The sequence below is a fragment of the Nocardiopsis yanglingensis genome, from assembly GCF_045809185.1.
GTDB classification, from domain to species: Bacteria; Pseudomonadota; Gammaproteobacteria; order Xanthomonadales; family Xanthomonadaceae; genus Stenotrophomonas; species Stenotrophomonas yanglingensis.
The window spans coordinates 1-21,927 of the sequence record NZ_JBJNRH010000028.1 but is presented as its reverse complement, the minus strand read 5'-3'; the positions used below and the strand labels follow the sequence as shown (position 1 = coordinate 21,927).

Annotated in this window: 32 protein-coding genes; 31 read left to right on the top strand and 1 reads right to left on the bottom strand. The window is 63.6% G+C overall.

The features are described 5' to 3' along the window. From tuf to ACJ7C5_RS20815, 29 genes are all read left to right on the top strand, one after another. Positions 1-1,017: elongation factor Tu (tuf, locus tag ACJ7C5_RS20955; RefSeq protein ID WP_088481071.1), on the top strand; the 1,017-nt coding region annotated here is incomplete at its 5' end. Positions 1,018-1,349: 332 nt separating this feature from the next. Beyond that, entirely contained in the window at positions 1,350-1,661 is a 312-nt protein-coding gene (gene rpsJ, locus ACJ7C5_RS20950) for a 30S ribosomal protein S10 (RefSeq protein WP_005408208.1), read from the top strand. 11 nt (positions 1,662-1,672) lie between these two features. Beyond that, entirely contained in the window at positions 1,673-2,323 is a 651-nt protein-coding gene (gene rplC, locus ACJ7C5_RS20945) for a 50S ribosomal protein L3 (protein WP_004145336.1), read from the top strand. A 12-nt stretch (positions 2,324-2,335) separates the two neighbouring features. After that, positions 2,336-2,941: a 50S ribosomal protein L4 gene (gene rplD / locus ACJ7C5_RS20940; protein WP_004145337.1), complete on the top strand. Its 606-nt coding sequence runs from the start codon at positions 2,336-2,338 to the stop codon at positions 2,939-2,941. Then, positions 2,938-3,237 (top strand): 50S ribosomal protein L23, encoded by a 300-nt coding sequence (gene rplW / locus ACJ7C5_RS20935; RefSeq protein ID WP_004145338.1) that lies wholly within the window; start codon positions 2,938-2,940, stop codon positions 3,235-3,237. Before rplD ends, rplW begins: the two co-directional genes overlap by 4 nt. A gap of 10 nt (positions 3,238-3,247) precedes the next feature. Next, complete coding sequence (rplB, locus tag ACJ7C5_RS20930) at positions 3,248-4,075, top strand: 50S ribosomal protein L2 (RefSeq protein WP_004145339.1); 828 nt, start codon at positions 3,248-3,250, stop codon at positions 4,073-4,075. Between the two features lie 6 nt (positions 4,076-4,081). Beyond that, complete coding sequence (gene rpsS, locus ACJ7C5_RS20925) at positions 4,082-4,351, top strand: 30S ribosomal protein S19 (RefSeq protein ID WP_004154485.1); 270 nt, start codon at positions 4,082-4,084, stop codon at positions 4,349-4,351. A 12-nt stretch (positions 4,352-4,363) separates the two neighbouring features. Next, complete coding sequence (gene rplV / locus ACJ7C5_RS20920) at positions 4,364-4,699, top strand: 50S ribosomal protein L22 (protein ID WP_004145348.1); 336 nt, start codon at positions 4,364-4,366, stop codon at positions 4,697-4,699. Positions 4,700-4,717: 18 nt separating this feature from the next. Continuing rightward, on the top strand, positions 4,718-5,452 hold the full coding sequence (gene rpsC, locus ACJ7C5_RS20915) for a 30S ribosomal protein S3 (RefSeq protein ID WP_004145350.1): 735 nt from the start codon (positions 4,718-4,720) through the stop codon (positions 5,450-5,452). A 5-nt stretch (positions 5,453-5,457) separates the two neighbouring features. Continuing rightward, the gene (rplP, locus tag ACJ7C5_RS20910; RefSeq protein WP_004154486.1) at positions 5,458-5,871 is read left to right on the top strand and encodes a 50S ribosomal protein L16; all 414 of its coding nucleotides are present in this window, start codon (positions 5,458-5,460) and stop codon (positions 5,869-5,871) included. Then, a complete protein-coding gene (gene rpmC / locus ACJ7C5_RS20905; RefSeq protein WP_004154487.1) occupies positions 5,871-6,056 on the top strand; it encodes a 50S ribosomal protein L29 in 186 nt (61 codons plus the stop codon). The genes rplP and rpmC overlap by 1 nt, the downstream gene beginning before the upstream one ends. Positions 6,057-6,067: 11 nt before the next feature. Further along, positions 6,068-6,337, top strand: coding sequence for a 30S ribosomal protein S17 (gene rpsQ, locus ACJ7C5_RS20900; RefSeq protein WP_004154489.1), 270 nt, complete (start codon positions 6,068-6,070; stop codon positions 6,335-6,337). Between the two features lie 11 nt (positions 6,338-6,348). Continuing rightward, on the top strand, positions 6,349-6,717 hold the full coding sequence (gene rplN / locus ACJ7C5_RS20895) for a 50S ribosomal protein L14 (protein ID WP_010483978.1): 369 nt from the start codon (positions 6,349-6,351) through the stop codon (positions 6,715-6,717). A 16-nt stretch (positions 6,718-6,733) separates the two neighbouring features. Continuing rightward, positions 6,734-7,051 carry a 50S ribosomal protein L24 gene (gene rplX, locus ACJ7C5_RS20890; protein ID WP_004154490.1) on the top strand — a complete coding sequence of 106 codons (318 nt, stop codon included), beginning with the start codon at positions 6,734-6,736 and terminating at the stop codon, positions 7,049-7,051. An 11-nt stretch (positions 7,052-7,062) separates the two neighbouring features. Beyond that, positions 7,063-7,605, top strand: a complete 543-nt coding sequence (gene rplE, locus ACJ7C5_RS20885; protein ID WP_004154491.1) for a 50S ribosomal protein L5 — start codon at positions 7,063-7,065, stop codon at positions 7,603-7,605. 18 nt (positions 7,606-7,623) lie between these two features. Next, positions 7,624-7,929, top strand: coding sequence for a 30S ribosomal protein S14 (gene rpsN, locus ACJ7C5_RS20880; RefSeq protein WP_005408209.1), 306 nt, complete (start codon positions 7,624-7,626; stop codon positions 7,927-7,929). Between the two features lie 264 nt (positions 7,930-8,193). Next, complete coding sequence (gene rpsH / locus ACJ7C5_RS20875) at positions 8,194-8,586, top strand: 30S ribosomal protein S8 (RefSeq protein WP_485873437.1); 393 nt, start codon at positions 8,194-8,196, stop codon at positions 8,584-8,586. An 18-nt stretch (positions 8,587-8,604) separates the two neighbouring features. Continuing rightward, positions 8,605-9,129: a 50S ribosomal protein L6 gene (gene rplF / locus ACJ7C5_RS20870; protein ID WP_412704938.1), complete on the top strand. Its 525-nt coding sequence runs from the start codon at positions 8,605-8,607 to the stop codon at positions 9,127-9,129. Positions 9,130-9,215: 86 nt separating this feature from the next. Then, a complete protein-coding gene (gene rplR, locus ACJ7C5_RS20865; protein WP_005408212.1) occupies positions 9,216-9,569 on the top strand; it encodes a 50S ribosomal protein L18 in 354 nt (117 codons plus the stop codon). A gap of 161 nt (positions 9,570-9,730) precedes the next feature. Next, a complete protein-coding gene (gene rpsE / locus ACJ7C5_RS20860; protein WP_004145411.1) occupies positions 9,731-10,273 on the top strand; it encodes a 30S ribosomal protein S5 in 543 nt (180 codons plus the stop codon). Continuing rightward, positions 10,266-10,457 (top strand): 50S ribosomal protein L30, encoded by a 192-nt coding sequence (rpmD, locus tag ACJ7C5_RS20855; RefSeq protein WP_004145412.1) that lies wholly within the window; start codon positions 10,266-10,268, stop codon positions 10,455-10,457. The genes rpsE and rpmD overlap by 8 nt, the downstream gene beginning before the upstream one ends. A 6-nt stretch (positions 10,458-10,463) precedes the next feature. Then, complete coding sequence (gene rplO / locus ACJ7C5_RS20850) at positions 10,464-10,907, top strand: 50S ribosomal protein L15 (RefSeq protein WP_004154498.1); 444 nt, start codon at positions 10,464-10,466, stop codon at positions 10,905-10,907. A gap of 43 nt (positions 10,908-10,950) precedes the next feature. Further along, positions 10,951-12,282, top strand: a complete 1,332-nt coding sequence (secY, locus tag ACJ7C5_RS20845; RefSeq protein ID WP_485873436.1) for a preprotein translocase subunit SecY — start codon at positions 10,951-10,953, stop codon at positions 12,280-12,282. A 347-nt stretch (positions 12,283-12,629) separates the two neighbouring features. Continuing rightward, complete coding sequence (gene rpsM / locus ACJ7C5_RS20840) at positions 12,630-12,986, top strand: 30S ribosomal protein S13 (protein ID WP_412704937.1); 357 nt, start codon at positions 12,630-12,632, stop codon at positions 12,984-12,986. An 11-nt stretch (positions 12,987-12,997) separates the two neighbouring features. Then, positions 12,998-13,387: a 30S ribosomal protein S11 gene (gene rpsK / locus ACJ7C5_RS20835; RefSeq protein ID WP_004145443.1), complete on the top strand. Its 390-nt coding sequence runs from the start codon at positions 12,998-13,000 to the stop codon at positions 13,385-13,387. A 15-nt stretch (positions 13,388-13,402) separates the two neighbouring features. Further along, entirely contained in the window at positions 13,403-14,032 is a 630-nt protein-coding gene (gene rpsD, locus ACJ7C5_RS20830) for a 30S ribosomal protein S4 (RefSeq protein ID WP_004145446.1), read from the top strand. A 55-nt stretch (positions 14,033-14,087) separates the two neighbouring features. After that, positions 14,088-15,086, top strand: a complete 999-nt coding sequence (locus ACJ7C5_RS20825) for a DNA-directed RNA polymerase subunit alpha (protein ID WP_010483975.1) — start codon at positions 14,088-14,090, stop codon at positions 15,084-15,086. 191 nt (positions 15,087-15,277) lie between these two features. Then, positions 15,278-15,661: a 50S ribosomal protein L17 gene (gene rplQ / locus ACJ7C5_RS20820; protein ID WP_005408217.1), complete on the top strand. Its 384-nt coding sequence runs from the start codon at positions 15,278-15,280 to the stop codon at positions 15,659-15,661. 185 nt (positions 15,662-15,846) lie between these two features. Then, positions 15,847-16,353, top strand: coding sequence for a disulfide bond formation protein B (locus tag ACJ7C5_RS20815; protein WP_043401431.1), 507 nt, complete (start codon positions 15,847-15,849; stop codon positions 16,351-16,353). Between the two features lie 103 nt (positions 16,354-16,456). Here ACJ7C5_RS20815 and ACJ7C5_RS20810 read toward each other — a convergent pair whose 3' ends face one another. Further along, positions 16,457-18,583, bottom strand: coding sequence for a TonB-dependent receptor (locus ACJ7C5_RS20810; RefSeq protein ID WP_412704936.1), 2,127 nt, complete (start codon positions 18,581-18,583; stop codon positions 16,457-16,459). A gap of 215 nt (positions 18,584-18,798) precedes the next feature. On the opposite strand from ACJ7C5_RS20810, the gene ACJ7C5_RS20805 reads away from it, so the two are divergent. Continuing rightward, positions 18,799-20,190 carry a class II 3-deoxy-7-phosphoheptulonate synthase gene (locus tag ACJ7C5_RS20805; protein ID WP_188487954.1) on the top strand — a complete coding sequence of 464 codons (1,392 nt, stop codon included), beginning with the start codon at positions 18,799-18,801 and terminating at the stop codon, positions 20,188-20,190. Between the two features lie 641 nt (positions 20,191-20,831). Then, a partial coding sequence (locus ACJ7C5_RS20800) for a mechanosensitive ion channel family protein (protein WP_412704935.1) occupies positions 20,832-21,927 on the top strand: 1,096 nt, incomplete at its 3' end.

Sequence of the window (21,927 nt, the reverse complement as noted above, 5' to 3'; positions counted from 1 at the left end):
CGTGGTATCACGATCTCGACCGCGCACGTCGAATACGAATCCCCGGTCCGTCACTACGCCCACGTCGATTGCCCGGGCCACGCTGACTACGTCAAGAACATGATCACCGGTGCTGCCCAGATGGACGGCGCGATCCTGGTCTGCTCGGCCGCTGACGGCCCGATGCCGCAGACCCGCGAGCACATCCTGCTGTCGCGTCAGGTCGGCGTGCCGTACATCGTCGTGTTCCTGAACAAGGCCGACATGGTTGACGACGCCGAGCTGCTCGAGCTGGTCGAGATGGAAGTGCGCGAGCTGCTGAGCAAGTACGACTTCCCGGGCGACGACACCCCGATCATCGCCGGTTCGGCCCGTCTGGCGCTGGAAGGCGACCAGAGCGACATCGGCGTGCCGGCCATCCTGAAGCTGGTCGATGCCCTGGACAGCTGGATTCCGGAGCCGGAGCGTGCGATCGACAAGCCGTTCCTGATGCCGGTGGAAGACGTGTTCTCGATCTCGGGCCGCGGCACCGTGGTGACCGGTCGTATCGAGCGTGGCGTGATCAAGGTTGGCGACGAAATCGAAATCGTCGGCATCCGTCCGGTGCAGAAGACCACCGTGACCGGCGTTGAAATGTTCCGCAAGCTGCTGGACCAGGGTCAGGCAGGCGACAACGCTGGCCTGCTGCTGCGCGGCACCAAGCGTGACGACGTCGAGCGTGGCCAGGTCCTGGCCAAGCCGGGTTCGATCAAGCCGCACACCAAGTTCGAAGGCGAAGTCTACGTCCTGTCGAAGGACGAGGGCGGCCGTCACACCCCGTTCTTCAACGGCTACCGTCCGCAGTTCTACTTCCGCACCACTGACATCACCGGCGCAGCTGCTCTGCCGGAAGGCGTCGAAATGGTGATGCCGGGTGACAACGTCAAGATGGTCGTCACCCTGATCAACCCGGTGGCAATGGACGAAGGCCTGCGCTTCGCCATCCGCGAAGGCGGCCGTACCGTCGGCGCCGGCGTGGTCTCGAAGATCATCGAGTAATCTGGTAGTATCTGCGCCCCGATGTTGCCTGGGTAGGGCATCGGGGCGTATCAAATGGGAAAGCAGGCACAGGATGTGCCTTGTGTTCCCCGGACCAGGAAGGGTCAATGCCATTCAGGCGGCGTCAACAGGCGACTGTTGACAGCTGCCTTGCGTGCCATTATGCTTCTACGTCTGGGCAGGCCGGGAAACTGGTCTGCCTACGTTTTTGAGGTCTATGGAGTGACCTTGGCGGCCTGCAGGACTGTGGGTCGTCCGTATTCAGGAATTTCATGGGACAAAGCAACCCAGAGGCTTTGTCTGTCGCTCTTTTAACGAAGGAACCTACCGCCATGGCGGACCAAAAGATCCGGATCCGGCTGAAAGCGTTCGATCATCGTCTGATCGACCGTTCGGCCAGCGAGATCGTTGAAACGGCAAAGCGGACCGGCGCGCAAGTGCGTGGCCCGATCCCGCTGCCGACCAAGATCGAGCGTTACACCGTTCTCGTCTCCCCGCACGTCGACAAGGACGCGCGTGACCAGTACGAGACCCGCACGCACAAGCGCGTGCTCGATATCGTTGACCCGAATGACAAGACCGTGGACGCGCTGATGAAGCTCGAACTGGCTGCCGGCGTCGACGTTCAGATCAAGCTGACCTGAGGACTACGACCATGACGAAGAAGTATTCGTTGGGCTTCGTGGGCCGCAAGGCTGGCATGAGCCGCGTGTTCACTGAAGATGGCCGCTCCATCCCGGTGACCCTGATCGAAGCAACCCCGAACCGCATCGCGCAGATCAAGACCGTCGAAACCGACGGCTACAGCGCCGTGCAAGTGACCGTCGGCGCGCGTCGCGCTGCCCTGGTCAACAAGCCGGAAGCCGGCCACTTCGCCAAGGCGAAGGTGGAAGCGGGTCGTGGCCTGTGGGAATTCCGCGTTGAAGACGCGCAGCTCGGCGATTTCGCCGTTGGCGGCGAAGTCAAGGCGGACATCTTCGAAGTCGGCCAGATCGTCGACGTCCAGGGTGTCACCAAGGGTAAGGGCTTCCAGGGCACCATCAAGCGCCACAACTTCCGTATGGGCGATGCAACCCACGGTAACTCGCTGTCGCATCGCGCGCCGGGTTCGCTGGGTCAGCGCCAGACTCCGGGTCGCGTTTTCCCGGGCAAGAAGATGTCGGGCCACATGGGCGCAGTGCAGCAGAGCACCCAGAACCTGGAAGTGGTCAAGGTCGACGTCGAGCGCGGTCTGATCGCCGTTCGCGGCGCCGTTCCGGGCGCGGCGGGTGGCGACGTGATCGTCCGTCCGGCGAGCAAGGCATAAGGAGAGATGACGATGGAACTCGTTATCACGGGTAGCAACAACAAGGTCTCGGTCTCCGACGCCGTGTTCGGTCGCGATTTCAGCGAAGATCTGGTCCACCAGGTCGTCGTTGCCTACCGCAACGCCGGTCGCGCCGGCACCAAGGCACAGAAGACTCGCTCCGAAGTGGCTGGTACCACCAAGAAGTCGAAGAAGCAGAAGGGCGGCGGCGCGCGTCATGGCGCACTGACGGCTCCGATCTTCGTCGGCGGCGGTGTCACCTTCGCGGCCAAGCCGCGCAGCTTCGAGCAGAAGGTCAATCGTAAGCAGTACCGTGCCGCCATGTGCGCGATCCTGTCCGAGCTGAACCGTCAGGGCCGTCTGACCATCGTGGAGTCCTTCGACGTCGAAGTGACCAATACGAAGGGTCTGATCGCCAAGCTGGCCGGCCTGGAAGTGGGCAAGCGCCCGCTGATCGTCACCGAAGAAGCGTCCGAGCACCTGTACCTGTCCGCCCGCAATCTGCCGTACGTGCAGGTGCGTGACGTCCAGGGTCTGGATCCGGTCTCGCTGGTGGGTGCCGACACGGTCGTCATCACCGCTGACGCGGTCAAGAAGGTCGAGGAGTGGCTGGCATGAACAGCAACGAAAAAATCTTCAGCGTGCTGCGTGCCCCGCGTGTCTCCGAAAAGACCGCGCGCCTGCAGGAACTCTCCAACCAGTATGTCTTCGAAGTTTCGAACGAAGCCACCAAGGCCGATGTAAAGGCCGCGGTTGAGCAGCTGTTCGACGTCAAGGTCGAAGCCGTCAACGTGGTCAACGTCAAGGGCAAGAACAAGTCCTTCCGTAACCGTGCTGGCCGCCGCGGCGATTGGCGCAAGGCGTACGTTCGCCTGGCCGATGGCCAGTCGATCGATGTAACGGCCAAGGCCTGAGGTACATCCCATGCCATTGATGAAATTCAAGCCCACTTCCCCCGGCCGCCGTTCGGCCGTGCGCGTGGTCACTCCCGACCTGCACAAGGGTGCTCCGCACGCTGCGCTGGTCGAGTCGCAGAGCCGCTCGGGTGGTCGTAACCACCATGGCCGCATCACCGTGCGTCACGTCGGTGGTGGTGCCAAGCAGCACTACCGCATCATCGACTTCAAGCGCAACAAGCTGGGCATCCCGGCGCGCGTGGAACGCATCGAATACGATCCGAACCGCACCGCGCACATCGCTCTGCTGTGCTACGTCGACGGTGAGCGTCGCTACATCATCGCCCCGAAGGGCCTGAAGGCTGGTGATCAGGTGATCGCTGGTTCGGATGCCCCGATCAAGGCCGGCAACACCCTGCCGCTGCGCAACATCCCGGTCGGCACCACCATCCACTGCATCGAACTGAAGCCGGGCAAGGGCGCTCAGATCGCTCGCGCCGCTGGTGCGGCCGTGCAGCTGGTGGCTCGCGAAGGCATCTACGCCACCCTGCGCCTGCGCTCGGGTGAAATGCGTAAGGTTCCGGTCGAGTGCTGCGCCACCATCGGCGAAGTCGGCAACGACGAGCACAGCCTGGAAAAGCTGGGCAAGGCCGGTGCCAAGCGTTGGCGCGGCGTCCGCCCGACCGTTCGTGGTGCTGCCATGAACCCGGTTGACCACCCGCACGGTGGTGGTGAGGCCAAGGCCGGCCAGGGTAACCCGCATCCGGTCACCCCGTGGGGTGTCCCGACCAAGGGTTACAAGACGCGCCATAACAAGCGCACTCAGCAGTTCATCGTCCGCGATCGTAGGGGCTAATCGACCATGGCACGTTCACTCAAGAAGGGCCCGTTCGTCGATCACCACCTCGTCAAGAAGGTGGAGGCCGCTGCGGGCAGCAAGAAGCCGATCAAGACCTGGTCGCGCCGTTCGATGATCCTGCCTGACATGGTAGGCGTCACCATTGCCGTGCATAACGGCAAGAACCACATCCCGGTTCTCGTCAACGAGAACATGGTCGGCCACAAGCTCGGCGAATTTGCCATCACCCGGACCTTCAAGGGTCACGGTGGTGACAAGAAGTCGGGCAAGTAAGGAGAGATGACAATGGAAGCGAAAGCCATCCTGCGCACTGCGCGCATCTCCCCGCAGAAGGCTCGTCTGGTCGCTGACCAGGTGCGCGGTCTGCCGGCCGAGCGTGCGGTCAACCTGCTGAAGTTCTCGGACAAGAAGGCTGCCCACCTGATCAAGAAGGTGGTGGAGTCGGCAATTGCCAACGCCGAGAACAACCAGGGCGCCGACGTCGACGAGCTGAAGGTTCAGACCATCATGGTTGATGAAGGTCCGACCCTGAAGCGTTTCATGGCGCGGGCGAAAGGCCGCGGTACCCGCATCCTCAAGCGCACCAGCCACATCACTGTGGTTGTGGGCGCCGCCAAGTAAGCGGATAAGGAAAAGACCATGGGTCATAAAGTTCATCCGATTGGTATCCGCCTCGGCATTTCCAAGGACTGGAACTCCAAGTGGTACGCCAACAAGGCCGAGTTCGCTGGTTACCTGGCAGCCGACCTGAAAGTGCGCGAAATGCTGCGCAAGAAGCTGGCTCAGGCCGGCATCAGCAAGATCCTGATCGAGCGTCCGGCCAAGACCGCTCGCGTGACGATCCACACCGCCCGTCCGGGCGTGGTGATCGGCAAGCGCGGTGAGGACATCGAGAAGCTGCGCAAGGAAGTGAGCGAGATGATGGGCGTCCCGGCGCACATCAACGTCACCGAAGTGCGCAAGCCGGAACTGGACGCGCAGCTCGTTGCCGAGTCGATCGCCCAGCAGCTGGAGCGTCGCATCATGTTCCGCCGCGCAATGAAGCGCTCGGTCGGCAACGCGATGCGTCTGGGTGCCCTGGGCATCAAGGTCAACGTGGGTGGCCGCCTCAACGGTGCAGAAATCGCCCGTTCGGAGTGGTACCGCGAAGGCCGCGTGCCGCTGCACACCCTGCGTGCCGACATCGACTATGGCTTCGCTGAAGCCAAGACGACCTACGGCATCATCGGCATCAAGGTCTGGATCTACAAGGGCGAGGTCTTCGATTTCTCCCAGGTTGGCCAGGAAAAGCAGGACGACACCCCGTCGCGCAACGATCGTCATGATCGCGGCGACCGTGGTGACCGTCAGCGCCCGGCCCGTGAAGCGAGGTAACGACAATGTTGCAACCCAAGCGAACCAAGTACCGCAAGGTACACAAGGGCCGTAACGATGGCCTGAGCTGGAGCGCCAACGCTGTCAGCTTCGGCGAATACGGCCTGAAGGCAACCGCACACGGTCAGCTGACCGCGCGTCAGATCGAAGCGGCCCGCCGCTCGATCAGCCGCTACGTCAAGCGCGGCGGCAAGATGTGGATCCGCGTGTTCCCCGACAAGCCCATCACCAAGAAGCCCATCGAAGTCCGAATGGGTTCTGGTAAGGGTAACGTGGAATACTGGGTGGCCCAGATCCAGCCCGGCCGCATGATCTATGAAATCGAGGGTGTTTCCGAGGAAGTGGCTCGCGAGGCGTTCCGCCTGGCCGCCGCCAAGCTCTCGGTCACCACCACTTTCGTGACCCGTACGGTGCGCTGATGGATATCAAAACTCTCCGTGAAAAGTCGGCTGACGAACTCAAGGCCCACCTGATCGACCTGCGTAAGGAACAGTTCTCTGTCCGTATGCAGCAGGTCACCGGCCAGCTGCCGAAGACCCACGACATTCGCCGGGTCCGTCGCGAGATTGCTCGCGTCAAGACCCTGCTCGGCAGCACGAAGTAAGGATGGCCGCTATGAGCGACAATACTGAAAAGAAGACGCTGCGCACGGTCGAAGGCCGTGTCGTCAGCAACAAGATGGACAAGACGGTTACCGTCCTGGTTGAGCGTCAGGTCAAGCACGCGCTGTACGGCAAGTACATCAAGCGCTCGACGAAGCTGCACGCCCACGATGCCGACAACGCCTGCAAGGAAGGCGATGTCGTCCGCGTGACCGAGATTGCTCCGATGTCCAAGACCAAGAACTGGCGCGTGGTGGAAGTCATCACGCGCGCGGCTGAATAAGGAGCTGAATCATGATCCAGATGCAGAGCTACCTTGACGTCGCGGACAATTCGGGTGCCAAGCAGGTGATGTGCTTCAAGGTGCTGGGTGGTTCCAAGCGCCGTTACGCCGGCATCGGCGACATCATCAAGGTCACCGTGAAGGATGCGATTCCGCGCGGCAAGGTCAAGAAGGGTGAAGTGTATGACGCCGTCGTGGTGCGTACCCGCAAGGGTGTGCGTCGCGCCGACGGCTCGCTGATCCGCTTCGACGGCAACGCTGCCGTCCTGCTGAACAACAAGCAGGAGCCGATCGGTACCCGTATCTTCGGGCCGGTGACCCGTGAACTTCGTTCGGAGAAGTTCATGAAGATCGTCTCGCTCGCTCCCGAAGTGCTGTGAGCGACAGGAGATAATCATGGCTAACCGTATCAAGAAGGGCGACCAGGTTGTCGTCAACGCTGGCAAGGACAAGGGCAAGCAGGGCGAAGTCGTCCGCGTCGACGGCGACCGTGTGGTCGTCGCCAACGTGAACATCGTCAAGCGCCACACCAAGCCGAACCCGCAGGCAGGTGTTGCTGGCGGCGTGGTCGAGCGCGAAGCTTCGATCCATATCTCCAACGTGAATGTTCTGAACCCGGCTTCGGGCAAGGGCGAACGCGTTGGCTTCAAGGTGCTGGAGGATGGACGCAAACTGCGTGTGTTCCGCTCCAGCGGTGAGGCGCTCGACGCCTGAGGAATGAGAAGATGAGTTCCCGTCTCGAAAAGTTCTACAAGGACGAAGTGGTGCCGGCGCTGATGAAGCAGTTCGGCTACACCAATCCGATGGAAGTGCCGAAGCTGGTCAAGGTCACCCTGAACATGGGTGTCGGCGAAGCGGCCACCAACAAGAAGATCCTGGAAAACGCCGTCGGCGACATGACCAAGATTTCCGGCCAGAAGCCGGTTGTCACCAAGTCGCGTGTGTCGGTTGCGTCGTTCAAGATCCGCGATGGTTGGCCGATCGGCTGCAAGACCACGCTGCGTCGCCACAAGATGTACGAGTTCCTGGATCGCCTGATCAACATCTCGCTGCCGCGCGTGCGCGACTTCCGTGGTGTTTCCGGTCGTTCCTTCGACGGCCGCGGCAACTTCAACATGGGTGTGAAGGAACAGATCATCTTCCCGGAAATCGACTTCGACGCCGTCGACGCGATCCGCGGTATGGATATCGCCATCACCACCACTGCGAAGACCGACGCGGAAGCGAAGGCGCTGCTGGCAGCGTTCAAGTTCCCGTTCCGTAACTGATCTGTCGAGGAAACCGAAATGGCAAAGACCTCCATGGTCAACCGCGACATCAAGCGGGAAAAGCTGGCAAAGAAGTACGCTGAGAAGCGTGCAGCTCTGAAGAAGATCGTGTCCTCCGTGGACGCGACCTATGAAGAGAAGATCGACGCCGCAACCAAGCTGGCCAAGCTGCCGCGCGATTCGTCGCCGAGCCGCCAGCGCAACCGTTGCGAGCTGTCGGGTCGTCCGCGTGGCGTCTACAGCAAGTTCGGCCTGGGCCGTAACAAGCTGCGTGAAGCCACTATGCGTGGCGACGTCCCGGGTCTGCGCAAGGCCAGCTGGTAATCCCAGCCGGCCCTGCGATCAGGTGCCCCTTCGGGGGTTCCTGAACCGGGCAGGGGAGGCATTCAGCCTTCCCGACGCAAAAAAACCGAAGAGCCCGGCGCAAGCCGGGCTCTTTTGGCGTATACTCCCGCGTCTTGCCCTGTGCAAACGGGGTTGTAGGAGTGGGCCCCTGGCCCGCTGCATCAAGGGGCCTGGCCCGTTTCCAGGAGACAACAGATTTTCGCGAAAGCGGATATCGGTGCACTCAAAGGTACTCATATGAGCATGACTGATCCCATCGCCGACCTGCTGGTCCGCATCAAGAATGCGGCCGCGGTTGGCAAGCAGACGGTGAAAGCCCCGTCGTCCAAGATCAAGGTTGCGATCGCCCAGGTCCTGAAGGACGAGGGTTACATCACCGACCTGCGCGTGACCCAGCTGGAAAACAACAAGTCCGAGCTGGAAATCGTGCTGAAGTATTTCGAAGGCAAGCCGGTCATCGCGACCCTGAAGCGCTTCTCGCGTTCGGGCCTGCGCCAGTACCGCGGCAAGAGCGAACTGCCGAAGGTCATGAACGGCCTGGGTATCTCCATCATTTCCACCTCCAAGGGCATCATGACTGATGCGCAGGCGCGCCAGCTGGGCGTCGGCGGCGAAGTCCTGTGCTTCGTGGCCTAAGGCGAAAGGAGTAGAACTATGTCCCGCGTAGCCAAGAAGCCGATCGACCTGGGTAAGGTTGAACTGAACGTCCAGTCGGACAGCGTCACCGTCAAGGGCCCGAAGGGCACCCTGTCGCTGCCGAAGCCGGCCGGTATTGCCATCAACGTCGACAGCGGCGTTGCCACCCTGAGCACCGAGAACGCCGATCTGGTCGCACTGACCGGTACCGTGCGTGCGATCCTGGCCAACATGGTCAAGGGCGTGTCCGAAGGCTTCGAGCGCAAGCTGGAGCTGGTCGGCGTGGGTTACCGTGCTGCCATGCAGGGCAAGGACCTGAGCCTGTCGCTCGGTTTCTCGCACCCGGTCGTGTTCGTGGCGCCGGAAGGCATCACCATCACCACCCCGACCCAGACCGAGATCCTGGTCCAGGGCGCTGACAAGCAGGTCGTCGGTGAAGTCGCCGCCAAGATCCGTGCGTTCCGCAAGCCGGAGCCGTACAAGGGCAAGGGCGTGAAGTACTCCGACGAAGTCATCATCCGTAAGGAAGCCAAGAAGGCATAAGCGCGAGTCCCTCGCAAGAGCCCGCACATCCCTGTGCGGACTTCTCAGGGAAAAGCTCTTCCTTCAGCTTTCAAGGAATAATCAAAATGAACAAGAACATCGCCCGCCTGCGTCGCGCCAAGTCGACCCGCGCCCACATCCGTGAGCTCGGCGTCGCCCGCCTGTCGGTGCTGCGCACCGGCCAGCACCTGTACGCCCAGGTCTTCACCGCCGACGGTTCCAAGGTGCTGGCTGCTGCCAACACCACCCAGACCGACGTCATGGAAGGTCTGAAGAACGGCAAGAACGCCGATGCCGCCGCCAAGGTCGGCCGTATCGTCGCTGAGCGCGCCAAGGCCGCCGGCGTCGAGAAGGTTGCCTTCGATCGTTCGGGCTACCGCTACCACGGCCGCATCAAGGCCCTGGCAGAAGCCGCCCGCGAAGCCGGCCTGCAGTTCTAAGGGATAAGGGCAGGGGACCTGTGGTCTCCTGCCCGCCTGCTCGCCAGCCTGAGTGAGGCTGGACGGCGCCACTCTTCTGCAGTGGCCCACCGGAACAACGCGGCATTCCACAACCATAAGCGGCCCCGAGCCGTACATACCCAAACTACCAAGGAATCAAAATGGCAGAAGAGCGTCAGCAGCGGGGTCGCGATCGCGACCGTAACCGCGAAGAGAAAGTCGACGACGGCATGATCGAAAAGCTGGTCGCGGTCAACCGCGTCAGCAAGACCGTCAAGGGTGGCCGCCAGTTCACCTTCACCGCCCTGACCGTTGTCGGCGACGGCGAAGGCAAGGTCGGTTTCGGCTATGGCAAGGCCCGCGAAGTGCCGGTCGCCATCCAGAAGTCGATGGAACAGGCCCGCAAGAACCTGGTCAGCGTTGACCTGAACAACGGCACCCTGTGGCACACCATCAAGGATGGTCACGGCGCAGCCCGCGTGTTCATGCAGCCGGCTTCGGAAGGTACCGGCGTCATCGCCGGCGGTGCCATGCGCGCCGTGCTGGAAGCCGTTGGCGTGAAGAACGTGCTGGCCAAGGCCACCGGTTCGCGCAACCCGATCAACCTGGTGCGTGCCACCGTGAAGGGCCTGTCTGCTGCGCAGTCGCCGGCTCGCATCGCGGCCAAGCGCGGCAAGAAGGTGGAGGAACTCAACCATGGCTAATGAGTCCAACAAGACTGTGAAGGTGCGCCTGGTGCGCGGCCTGCGTGGTGCTCAGTCGCGTCACCGCCTGTCGGTGCGTGCTCTGGGTCTGAACAAGCTCAACGATGTGCGTGAACTGAAGGACAGCCCGCAGGTTCGCGGTCTGATCAACACCGTTCACTACCTCGTCAAGGTTGAGGAGTAATCGATCATGACTCTGCGTCTCAATGAACTGAGCCCGGCACCGGGCGCCCGCACCGAGCGCACCCGCGTCGGTCGCGGTATCGGCTCGGGCCTGGGCAAGACTGCCGGCCGCGGCCACAAGGGTTCGTTCGCCCGTAAGGGTGGCGGCAAGATCAAGGCTGGCTTCGAAGGCGGCCAGACCCCCATGCAGCGTCGTCTGCCGAAGATCGGCTTCCGTTCGCCGATCGCCAAGGACACCGCTGAAGTGCTGCTGTACGCGCTGGACAAGCTGCCGGCCGGTGAGATCGACTTCGCCGCCCTGCGTGCTGCCAAGCTGGTCCCGAGCACTGCAAAGAAGGCCAAGGTCGTCGTCAAGGGCGAAGTGACCAAGGCGTTCACCCTGAAGGGTATCGCTGCCACGGCTGGTGCCAAGGCCGCGATCGAAGCTGCCGGCGGCAGCGTAACGGAGTAAGAAAATCATGGCGCAAGCTGGCATCGGTAACCTCGCGGGCGGAATGGGCAAGTTCACTGAACTTCGCCAACGTTTGCTGTTCGTCGTCGGGGCTTTGATCGTCTATCGCATCGGCTGCTACGTGCCGGTGCCGGGCGTCAATCCCGATGCCATGCTTGCCATGATGCAACAGCAGGGCGGCGGCATCGTGGACATGTTCAACATGTTCTCGGGCGGCGCCCTGCACCGTTTCAGCATCTTCGCGCTGAACGTGATGCCGTACATCTCGGCATCGATCGTGATGCAGCTGGCCGTGCACATCTTCCCCGCCCTGAAGGCGATGCAGAAGGAAGGTGAGTCCGGTCGCCGCAAGATCACCCAGTATTCGCGCATCGGCGCCGTGCTGCTGGCAGTGGTGCAGGGCGGTTCGATCGCCCTGGCCCTGCAGGGCCAGGTCTCGCCGTCGGGCGCTCCGGTCGTGTACGCACCGGGCATGGGCTTCGTGCTCACCGCCGTGGTCGCGCTGACCGCCGGCACCATGTTCCTGATGTGGGTCGGTGAGCAGGTCACCGAGCGCGGCATCGGCAATGGTGTGTCGCTGATCATCTTCGCCGGTATCGTCGCTGGCCTGCCGGGTGCGGTCATCCACACCTTCGACGCCTACCGCGACGGCAACATCCAGTTCATCCAGCTGCTGCTGATCGCCATCGTCGTGCTCGCCTTCACCTTCTTCGTGGTGTTCGTCGAGCGTGGCCAGCGCCGGATCACGGTCAACTACGCGCGCCGCCAGGGCGGTCGCAACGCGTACATGAACCAGACCTCGTTCCTGCCGCTGAAGCTCAACATGGCCGGCGTCATCCCGGCGATCTTCGCCTCGAGCCTGCTGGCCTTCCCGGCCACCCTGGCCATGTGGTCCGGTCAGGCCGCCAACCAGAGCAGCATGGGCCAGATCCTGCAGAAGGTCGCCAATGCCCTGGGTCCGGGCGAGCCGCTGCACATGATCGTGTTCGCTGCGCTGATCACCGGTTTCGCGTTCTTCTATACCGCGCTGGTGTTCAACTCGCAGGAAACCGCCGACAACCTGAAGAAGTCGGGCGCGCTGATTCCGGGCATCCGTCCGGGCAAGGCCACCGCCGACTACATCGACGGCGTGCTGACCCGCCTGACCGCGGCCGGCTCGGCCTACCTGGTGATCGTCTGCCTGCTGCCGGAACTGATGCGCACGCAGCTGAACGCCTCGTTCTACTTCGGTGGTACTTCGCTGCTGATCGTGGTGGTGGTGGTGATGGACTTCATCGCCCAGGTACAGGCGCACCTGATGTCGCACCAGTACGAGAGCCTGCTGAAGAAGGCCAACCTGAAGGGCGGCAACCGCGGCGGCTTTGCCCGCGGCTGATTGGCCTGTTATACTTTCGTCTTCCTGACGTGATGGTCCCTCCGCTTCGCGGACTCCGGCCACACAAACGAAGGGCGGCCCCCGCAGCGGTTCCGGGTGGGGGTGTGGTGAGGTGGTCCTGCGCTGGAGTAGCGCGGGCGGCCCCGGGGGAAACCCCAGGTCCAACCCCATCCGGCGCCGGAGCCTGGGCACACTCCCCAGGCCGGGTTCATGAAACCAATGGTTTCACGGGCTTCCATGTAAACCGGAACCTTGTTAGTATCGCTAGTTCACTTTTTTGATCCATCCTGCCGGATTGGCGTGCCCGAGGCGCGCTGTCGGCCATCACTCAGCTGGAGAACCGCGTCATGGCGCGTATTGCAGGCGTCAACCTGCCAGCCCAGAAGCACGTCTGGGTCGGGTTGCAAAGCATTTACGGCATCGGCCGTACCCGTTCGAAGAAGGTCTGCGAAGTCGCAGGCGTTGCTTCGACCACCAAGATCCGCGATCTGTCGGAGCCGGAAATCGAGCGCCTGCGCACCGAAGTCGGCAAGTACATCGTGGAAGGCGATCTGCGCCGTGAGATCGGCATCGCGATCAAGCGCCTGATGGACCTGGGCTGCTACCGCGGCCTGCGTCACCGTCGTGGCCTCCCGCTGCGTGGCCAGCGCACCCGTACCAACGCCCGCACCCGCAAGGGTCCGCGCAAGGCGATCAAGAAGTAAGGGACTGAGAAATGGCTAAGCCCGCTGCTAAGACCAAGAAGAAGATCAAGCGCGTCGTCACCGACGGCGTTGCCCACGTCCACGCTTCGTTCAACAACACCATCGTCACCATCACCGACCGCCAGGGCAACGCTCTGTCGTGGGCGACCTCCGGTGGCGCTGGCTTCCGCGGTTCGCGCAAGTCGACCCCGTTCGCTGCCCAGGTGGCTGCTGAAAAGGCCGGTCGTGCTGCGCTGGACTACGGCGTGAAGTCGCTGGAAGTCCGCATCAAGGGCCCGGGTCCGGGCCGTGAGTCGGCCGTGCGTTCGTTGAACAACGTCGGCTACAAGATCACCAACATCATCGACGTGACGCCTATCCCGCACAACGGGTGCCGTCCGCCGAAGAAGCGTCGCGTCTAAAGGGAGCGATAAGAAATGGCTCGTTATATCGGTCCTACCTGTAAGCTCGCCCGTCGCGAAGGCGCCGACCTGTCCCTGAAGAGCCCGGCGCGTGCGCTGGACTCCAAGTGCAAGCTGGAGCAGAAGCCCGGCCAGCACGGCGCCACTGCCCGCAAGGGCAAGCTGTCCGACTACGCCACCCAGCTGCGTGAAAAGCAGAAGGTCAAGCGTATCTACGGCCTGCTGGAGCGTCAGTTCCGCAACTACTACAAGAAGGCCTCGACCAAGAAGGGCAACACCGGCGAGAACCTGCTGCAGCTGCTGGAAACCCGCCTGGACAACGTCGTCTACCGCATGGGCTTCGCCGTGACCCGTCCGGCTGCCCGTCAGCTGGTGTCGCACCGCGGCGTCACCGTGAATGGCAAGTCGGTCAACCTGGCTTCGTACCAGGTCAAGGCTGGCGACGCCATCGCTCTGTCTGAAAAGGCTGCCAAGCAGCTGCGCGTCCAGGAAGCCCTGACCGTCGCCGCCCAGCATGACCTGAGCCCGTCGTGGGTTGAAGTGGATTCCGGCAAGTTCACCGGCATCTTCAAGGCTGTTCCGGATCGTTCGGATCTGCCTGCGGACATCAACGAAGCGCTGATCGTCGAGCTGTATTCGAAGTAATTCACATTGGAGAGCCCCCGGCGACGGCCGGGGGTTCACTAGGAGAACCCGCAACATGACGGTTACCGCCAACCAGGTTCTGCGTCCTCGCGGTCCGCAGATCGAACGCCTTACCGACACCCGTGCAAAGGTCGTTATCGAACCTTTGGAGCGGGGTTACGGGCATACGCTGGGTAATGCCCTGCGTCGCGTGCTGCTGTCGTCCATCCCGGGCTTCGCCATCACGGAAGTCGAAATCGACGGCGTGTTGCATGAGTACACCACGGTCGAAGGTCTGCAGGAGGACGTGCTCGAAGTCCTGCTGAACCTGAAGGACGTGGCCATCCGTATGCACTCCGGCGACAGCGCCACCCTGTCCCTGTCCAAGCAGGGCCCGGGCGTTGTCACCGCTGCCGACATCAAGGTCGACCACAATGTGGAGATCCTGAACGGCGAACACGTGATCTGCCACCTGACCAAGGATACGGCGATCAACATGCGTCTGAAGATCGAACGTGGTTTCGGCTACCAGCCGGCTGCCGCGCGTCGTCGTCCGGACGAAGAAACCCGTGCCATCGGCCGCCTGGTCCTGGATGCCTCGTTCTCGCCGGTCCGCCGCGTCGCCTATGCCGTGGAAGCGGCCCGCGTCGAACAGCGTACCGACCTGGACAAGCTGGTCATCGATATCGAGACCAACGGCACCATCGACGCCGAGGAAGCCGTGCGCACCGCCGCCGACATCCTCAGCGACCAGCTGTCGGTGTTCGGTGACTTCACCCACCGCGACCGCGGTGCAGCCAAGCCGGCCAACAACGGCGTGGATCCGGTGCTGCTGCGCCCGATCGACGATCTGGAGCTGACCGTGCGTTCGGCCAACTGCCTGAAGGCTGAAAGCATCTACTACATCGGCGATCTGATCCAGAAGACCGAAGTGGAGCTGCTGAAGACCCCGAACCTGGGCAAGAAGTCGCTCACCGAGATCAAGGAAGTGCTGGCTCAGCGCGGCCTGTCCCTCGGCATGAAGCTGGAGAACTGGCCGCCGGCCGGCGTCGCCAGCCACGGCATGCTGGGCTGATATCGGTAATGCCTGAAGGCTCCACCGTTCGCGGTGGGGCCTTCAACGCAACACAACATGCCACGATGAACCCCAGGTTCGCGCGGCAGGTCGTCCAGGACGGGCGGCCAGGACCATCCGCAGTCCGCGCAGCAACGCCAGGAAGGCGACAACGATCCGCACAGTCTCATCATTAACCAAGGAATATCACCATGCGTCACCAGAAGTCTGGCCGTAAGTTCAGCCGTACCAGCGCCCACCGCGAAGCGATGTTCAAGAACATGGCCGCCTCGCTGTTCAAGCACGAGCTGATCAAGACCACCCTGCCGAAGGCCAAGGAACTGCGCCGCGTTGCCGAGCCGCTGATCACCCTGGCCAAGGTCGACTCCGTCGCCAACCGCCGTCTGGCCTTCGCCCGCCTGCGCGACAACGAAGCCGTGGGCAACCTGTTCACCATCCTGGGCCCGCGCTACGCGAACCGTCCGGGCGGCTACCTGCGTCTGCTGAAGTGCGGTTTCCGCGCCGGCGACAACGCGCCGATGGCCTACGTCGAGCTGGTCGACCGTCCGGTCGTGGCCGAGGAAGTGGCCGAGTAATCGGACTGCTCCAACGCGACACAGCGAAAGCCCGGCCTCTGCCGGGCTTTTGCATTTGAGGGGGCGGATCCCTTTCCGCAGGACAGGGATCCGACCCACACCGTTCCGACAGGCGTCACCTGTGGCGGTTCGAATGGCACGCACTCTCGGTTACGCTTGGCGCCTGATCCATTCGAGCGTTGACGATGAATCCACTGCGCTGGCCCTTCCGCGCCCAGTTCTTCCTGGGCTTCCTGATCTGCGCGGGCCTGCTTGGCTACGCGATCTTCCTGCAGCTGAAGATGGGCCTGGAGCCGTGTCCGCTGTGCATCTTCCAGCGCCTGGCCTTCGCCGCGCTCGGCCTGCTGTTCCTGATCGGTGCGCTGCACGGGCCATCCAACCGCCCGGGACGCGCGACCTATGGCGTGCTGGCGTTCATTGCCGCCGCAGTGGGCGTCGGTATCGCCGCGCGCCACGTCTACGTGCAGATGCTGCCGCCGGAAATGGGTTCCACCTGTGGCCCGCCGCTGGCCTTCCTGAGCGAGACCATGGGGCCGCTGGAAGTGTTCCGCACGGTACTGACCGGCACTGGCAACTGCGGCAACATCGACTGGACCTTCCTTGGCCTGACCATGCCGATGTGGTCGGCCGTGTGGTTCGTGCTGCTGGCGCTGTGGGCGCTGGTGGTGTCGCTGCGCAAGGTCAAGCGCTGAAGCAGGACGGGGTCGGATCCCTTTGCAGCGCAAAGGGCTCTGACCCCATTCCCGGCGCGGGGTCAGAGCCCTTTCCTGCGGAAAGGGCTCCGCCCCCTGTCTCTCAGAAATCCTGCTGCAGGCTCAGGTAAGCGCCACGGCGCGGTCCCCACTGCGGGGCGAACACGCCGACACCGCCGCCATCGCGCAGCTGGTAGCTGCGGTCCAAAGCGTTGATCACCGCCAGCTGCACATGCAGTGGATGGCCGCTGTCGGCGTTGAAGTCGTGCCCAGCGCTGAGGTTCACCTGCAGGTACGACGGCAGCTCGCCACCATTGGGCACGCCCTCGATGTCCGAACGCAGGCCGCTGCCGAACACGTAGTTGGCCCCGATCCGGTTGTGCCCGGCGAAGGCGTAGCTGAGGCCACCTGACGAGGTCAGCTTCTGGTCGTGGTCGAGGTGGATCCAGTGGTCGGCCACATAGGCCAGCGCATCCGGATCGAGGTTGTACTGGCTGGTGATGACCTGGGTGCCGATGGCCTTGTTGTAGGCCGCGTTGAAGTAGGCGCTGAACGGACCGTTGCTGTAGTCGGCACTGAACTCCAGGCCACGGATATGGCCACGGCGATAGTTGAAGGTCGAGTAGATGTAGGCAGCGCCGAACTGGCCTTCATCCTGCAGCCGCGCAACACGGCGGTCGTACGCGTCCAGGCCCAGGGTCAGGTGCTCGCCCAGTTGCTGCGAGACGCCGATGTCGTAGTAGTCGCTGCGCTCGGCCAGCGGCGTGTTGTTGCCGCCGCTGGGCTGCTGGTTGGTGGTGCCGTCGTATAGCGCGATGTCGCTGCTGGCGATCAGTTCGCTGGCCGGTGGCGTGAAGTAGCGTGAATAACCGGCGTGCACGGTGGTGCTGTCGCTGGCATTCCAGACCACGCCCAGGCGCGGGCTGAGTTGGCCCTCGGTGCGGCCGAAGGCCTTGTAGCGGTCACCACGCAGGCCATAGTTCACGGTCCAGTCGTCGCCGATCTTCCATTCATCCTGCACGTACAACGCCAGCGTGCTGGCATGGAAGGCGCTGCGGTCAGGAATCAGCAGCGGCGTGGTGCTGGACTGCTGGCCGGCGTCATCGACCGGGAACACCCAGCTGCTGTTGCTGGCCCGCGCGTTCTCGTAGTTGCCGTACAGGCCATAGCGCAGCGTATGGTCGTTGCCCAGTGGGGTGGAGAAGTCGGCCTGAAGGGTGTTGGCGCGGTTGCTGCGCTGCACCTGCGAGGCGACGCCACTGAACAGCAGATCGCCGATGACATCCGGGTTGAACGCTACATCGCTGTAGCGCTGCCCGGCGGACAGCTGGTAGGCGGTGCTGCCCAACGTGCCCTGCAGCACCAGCATGCCGAAGCGGGTGGTCTCGCGCTGGGTTTCATCCAGCTGGCTGGAGTCGAAGGTGGTGGTGTCCAGGTAACCGAACTGCGGCGTCTGCCCCGGATTGACCGGGATCTGGAAGCGGTTGTTGGCGAAGCCGGCGAACACACTCAGGCGGGTGTTCTCGTTGACCAGATAGGTCAGGTCGGCGAAGGCCTTGCCCTGGTGGGTGTCGTCGTGCAGCGGCTTGCGCGAGCTGGTGGGGTTCTCCAGGCCGACCTCGTTCTGGTCGTAATTGCCGGTCAGGAACCAGCTCCAGCGTCCCTGCGAGCCCCACCAGGAGGCATTCGGATTGACCTTGCCGAACGAGCCGGTGGTGATGCCGACGCTCCCGCCATTGCCGAGCTCGGCGCCACTGCGGGTGGTGATGTCGACCACCGCGGCGGTGCGCTCGCCGAACTGCGCTGGCAACGCGCCGTCCATCAGGCGGATGCTCTTGATCGTGCGCGCATCCAGGGTCTGGCCGAAGCCGGAGATCGATTCGGGCAGCAGTACGCCGTTGATGCGGTACTGCAGGTTGGCGTGGTCGCCGCGCACGTGCACGCCGCCATAGGAATCCTGGACCACGCCGGGCGCCTGAAGCAGCACCTGGCTGAGTGGCGCAGACGCACCCAGCGGCTGCTTCTGGATGTCCTCGGCGGTGATCTGGTACTGGCTGCTGCCGATATCCGGCGACAGCGTGTTGCGGGCCTGGTCGAGCTGGGCGTGGACGGTCACCGCGTCCAGATCCTTGACCGACGTGGAGGCGTCGTCGGCCACCGCGGCGAAGGCGGGCAGGCTGGCCAGGGCCAGGGCGAAGGTGATGCCGGTAGCGAGCAGGGAGGGCTTCATGGCGGATAGGCTGTGGAAGGGGCCGGTGGGGTGATTGTTACTTCGTAACAGTGCGTGGCGAATCATGCGCCTGTGCGGACGACCGTGGGCATGCGGTTTCTGGCCGATCGCGATGCCCTTTCCCCGGCGTTCAGCCATGTGCAGGCCGCGCCCAGCCCTTTGCGACAGCGGTCGGCTCTGCGACCATGAACGTCCCCCACCTCCGGAAGTCTGCAATGAGCCTGTCCGCCGTTTCGCCTGTCCCCGATCCTGCCGCGACCGCCGCTGGCGCTGCCTGGTCGCCGGAGAGCTGGCGTGGCAAGACCGCGCTGCAGATGCCGACCTACCCGGACCCGGTGGCGCTGGACGCCGCCCTGCACGAACTGAAGCGGCTGCCGCCGCTGGTCACCTCGTGGGAGATACTGGCGCTGAAGCAGCAGCTGGCCGATGCGCAGGAAGGCAAGCGCTTCCTGCTGCAGGGCGGCGACTGCGCAGAGAATTTCAGCGACTGCGAGTCGGGCACCATCTCCAACCGGCTGAAGGTGCTGCTGCAGATGAGCCTGGTGCTGGTGCACGGCCTGCGCCAGCCGGTGATCCGTGTTGGGCGCTTTGCCGGCCAGTACGCCAAGCCACGTTCGGCCGATACCGAGACCCGCGACGGCGTGACCCTGCCAAGCTACCGTGGTGACGTGATCAATGCCCCGGCGTTCACTGAAGCCGCGCGTTTGCCGGATCCGAAGCGGATGCTGCAGGCACACGCGCACTCGGCGATGACCATGAACTTCGTGCGTGCGCTGATCGACGGCGGCTTCGCCGACCTGCACCACCCCGAGTACTGGAACCTGGAGTGGGTGCGGCATTCGCCGTTGGCTGCCGAGTACCAGAAGATGGTGGCCTCGATCGGTGATGCGGTGCACTTCATGGAGACCCTGGCCGGGGCCCGCGTGCACAACCTCAACCGCATCGATTTCTACACCTCGCACGAAGCGCTGCTGCTGCCGTATGAGCAGGCGCTGACCCGGCAGGTGCCGCGCCAGCAGGGCTGGTTGAACCTGAGCACGCACTACCCGTGGATCGGCATGCGCACGGCCGCGCTCGATGGCGCGCACGTGGAATACCTGCGTGGCGTACGCAATCCGATTGCGATCAAGGTCGGCCCATCGGTGACGCCGGACCAGCTGCTGCGCCTGATCGATGTGCTCAACCCGCACGACGAACCAGGTCGACTGAGCTTCATCCATCGCATGGGTGCAGCGCAGATTGCCGAGAAGCTGCCGCCGCTGCTGGATGCCGTCAAGCGCGATGGCCGCCGCGTGCTGTGGGTGTGCGATGCGATGCACGGCAACACCGAAAGCACCGCCAATGGCTTCAAGACACGGCGCTTTGACAATGTGCGTGGCGAAGTGGAGATGTCATTCGATCTGCATGCGGCCGCAGGCACGCGCCTGGGTGGCGTGCACCTGGAACTGACCGGTGAGGATGTGACCGAATGCACCGGTGGCGCGCGCGAACTGACCGAGCGTGACCTGGAGCGCGCGTATCGTTCGACGGTGGACCCGCGGTTGAACTACGAGCAGTCGCTGGAGATCGCGATGGCGATCGTGCGCAAGCAGGAGCAAGTGCGGTAAGGGGTTTTCGGCAGGGCTTGCAGCCCTGCACCTGTGGTAGTGCCGGCCGCTGGCCGGCAACCTCAACAGCAACAGCAGAAGCGGGCATTCCGTGGCGGAGGCGGGGCGGTGTCGGAGTGCGGGGACGCCGCAAGTACGTCCCTGTAGGCTTGGCAGCCGCATCCATGCGGCTGACACCCCGCACTCCGACACCGCCCCACCTTCGACAGGTTCACTCGGCTGTTGGTAGGTGTCGACCTTGGTCGACACGGTAGATCCACGCCATGCGTGGATGCTTTGGGATTCCAATTCGAAATATTCGATTCCGATGGAGATTCATCCACGCATGGCGTGGATCTACTGCAGATCGCGGAGATCTGTCGAAGGCGGGGTGGGTCCGGTTGCGGGGGCGTGAGCCGCATGGATGCGGCGACCGAGCTTACATGGACGTACTTGCAGCGCCCCCCGCAACCGGACCCGCCCCGCCACCCCACAGGAAACCCGCTTCTGCTGTTGCTGTTGCTGTTGTTGTTGCCGTTGACTGCAGCAGGTGCAGGGCTGCAAGCCCTGCCGACCAACACCCTTCTTACGAACGGCTGACGTGACGCTCATGCCCCATGCGCGAGGCTGTCTGCTTGGCTGTTCGAGTGGAGGTGGCAACGGTGCACTGGCAAAGCGCACAGGCATATGCATGGCCGTTGGGTCTGGCAGCGTTGGTGGGCGGCATCGGCGCGTGGCTGATCCTGTGGATCTATCACCGGCTGAAAGGGCGTGATCGCCGGCGTGCGCGCATCGGTCGTGTACTCGGGCTGCCGATGGCCACCGCATGGCCGCTGCTGCTGTTGATCCCCGCGTTGCAGGCCACACCGCTGCAGGATCCGCTGCTGGGCAATCTGCAGCATGTGCTGCACATCGCGCTGACCGCGTGCTTCATCTGGTTGCTGGTACGCGCGGTGGCGGCGGGTGAGCGGGCAATCCTGCGCAGCCATCCCATCGATGTCTCGGACAACCTGGAGGCACGCCGCATCCAGACCCAGACGCGGGTGCTCAGCCGCGTGCTGATGGGCGGCATCATCGTGCTCGGCGCGTCGCTGGTACTGCTGACCTTTCCCATGGTGCAGAAGATCGGCACCGCGCTGCTGGCATCGGCGGGCCTGATCGGCCTGGTGGCGGGCATCGCCGCCAAGCCGGTGTTCGGCAACCTGATCGCTGGCCTGCAGATCGCGGTGACGCAGCCGATCCGGCTGGATGACGTGGTGATCGTCGAGGGCGAGTGGGGCCGCATCGAGGAGATCGGCAGCAGCTACGTGGTGGTGCGTATCTGGGATGAGCGGCGGATGGTGGTGCCGCTGACCTGGTTCATCGAAAACCCGTTCCAGAACTGGACGCGGCGCAGCGCCGACCTGCTCGGCACCGCGTTCCTGTGGTTGGACTACCGGGCGCCGATTGCGGCGATCCGTGCCGAGCTCGAACGCATCTGCCGGGGCGAAGCGCTGTGGGATGGCCGGGTCTGCGTGACCCAGGTGACCGAGACCAGTGAGCGTGCGATCCAGGTGCGCCTGCTGGTCAGCGCGCGCAGCTCCGGTGATGCCTTCGACCTGCGTTGCCTGGTGCGCGAACGCATGCTTGATTTCCTCGCGCGCGAGCATCCGCAGTCGCTGCCGCAGGTGCGTGCGCGGCTGCAACACGATGACGAGCTGGATATGCCGCGCGGCCCACGTGCACGCACCGCGGATGTGCGTTCACCAGGTGCGGAGG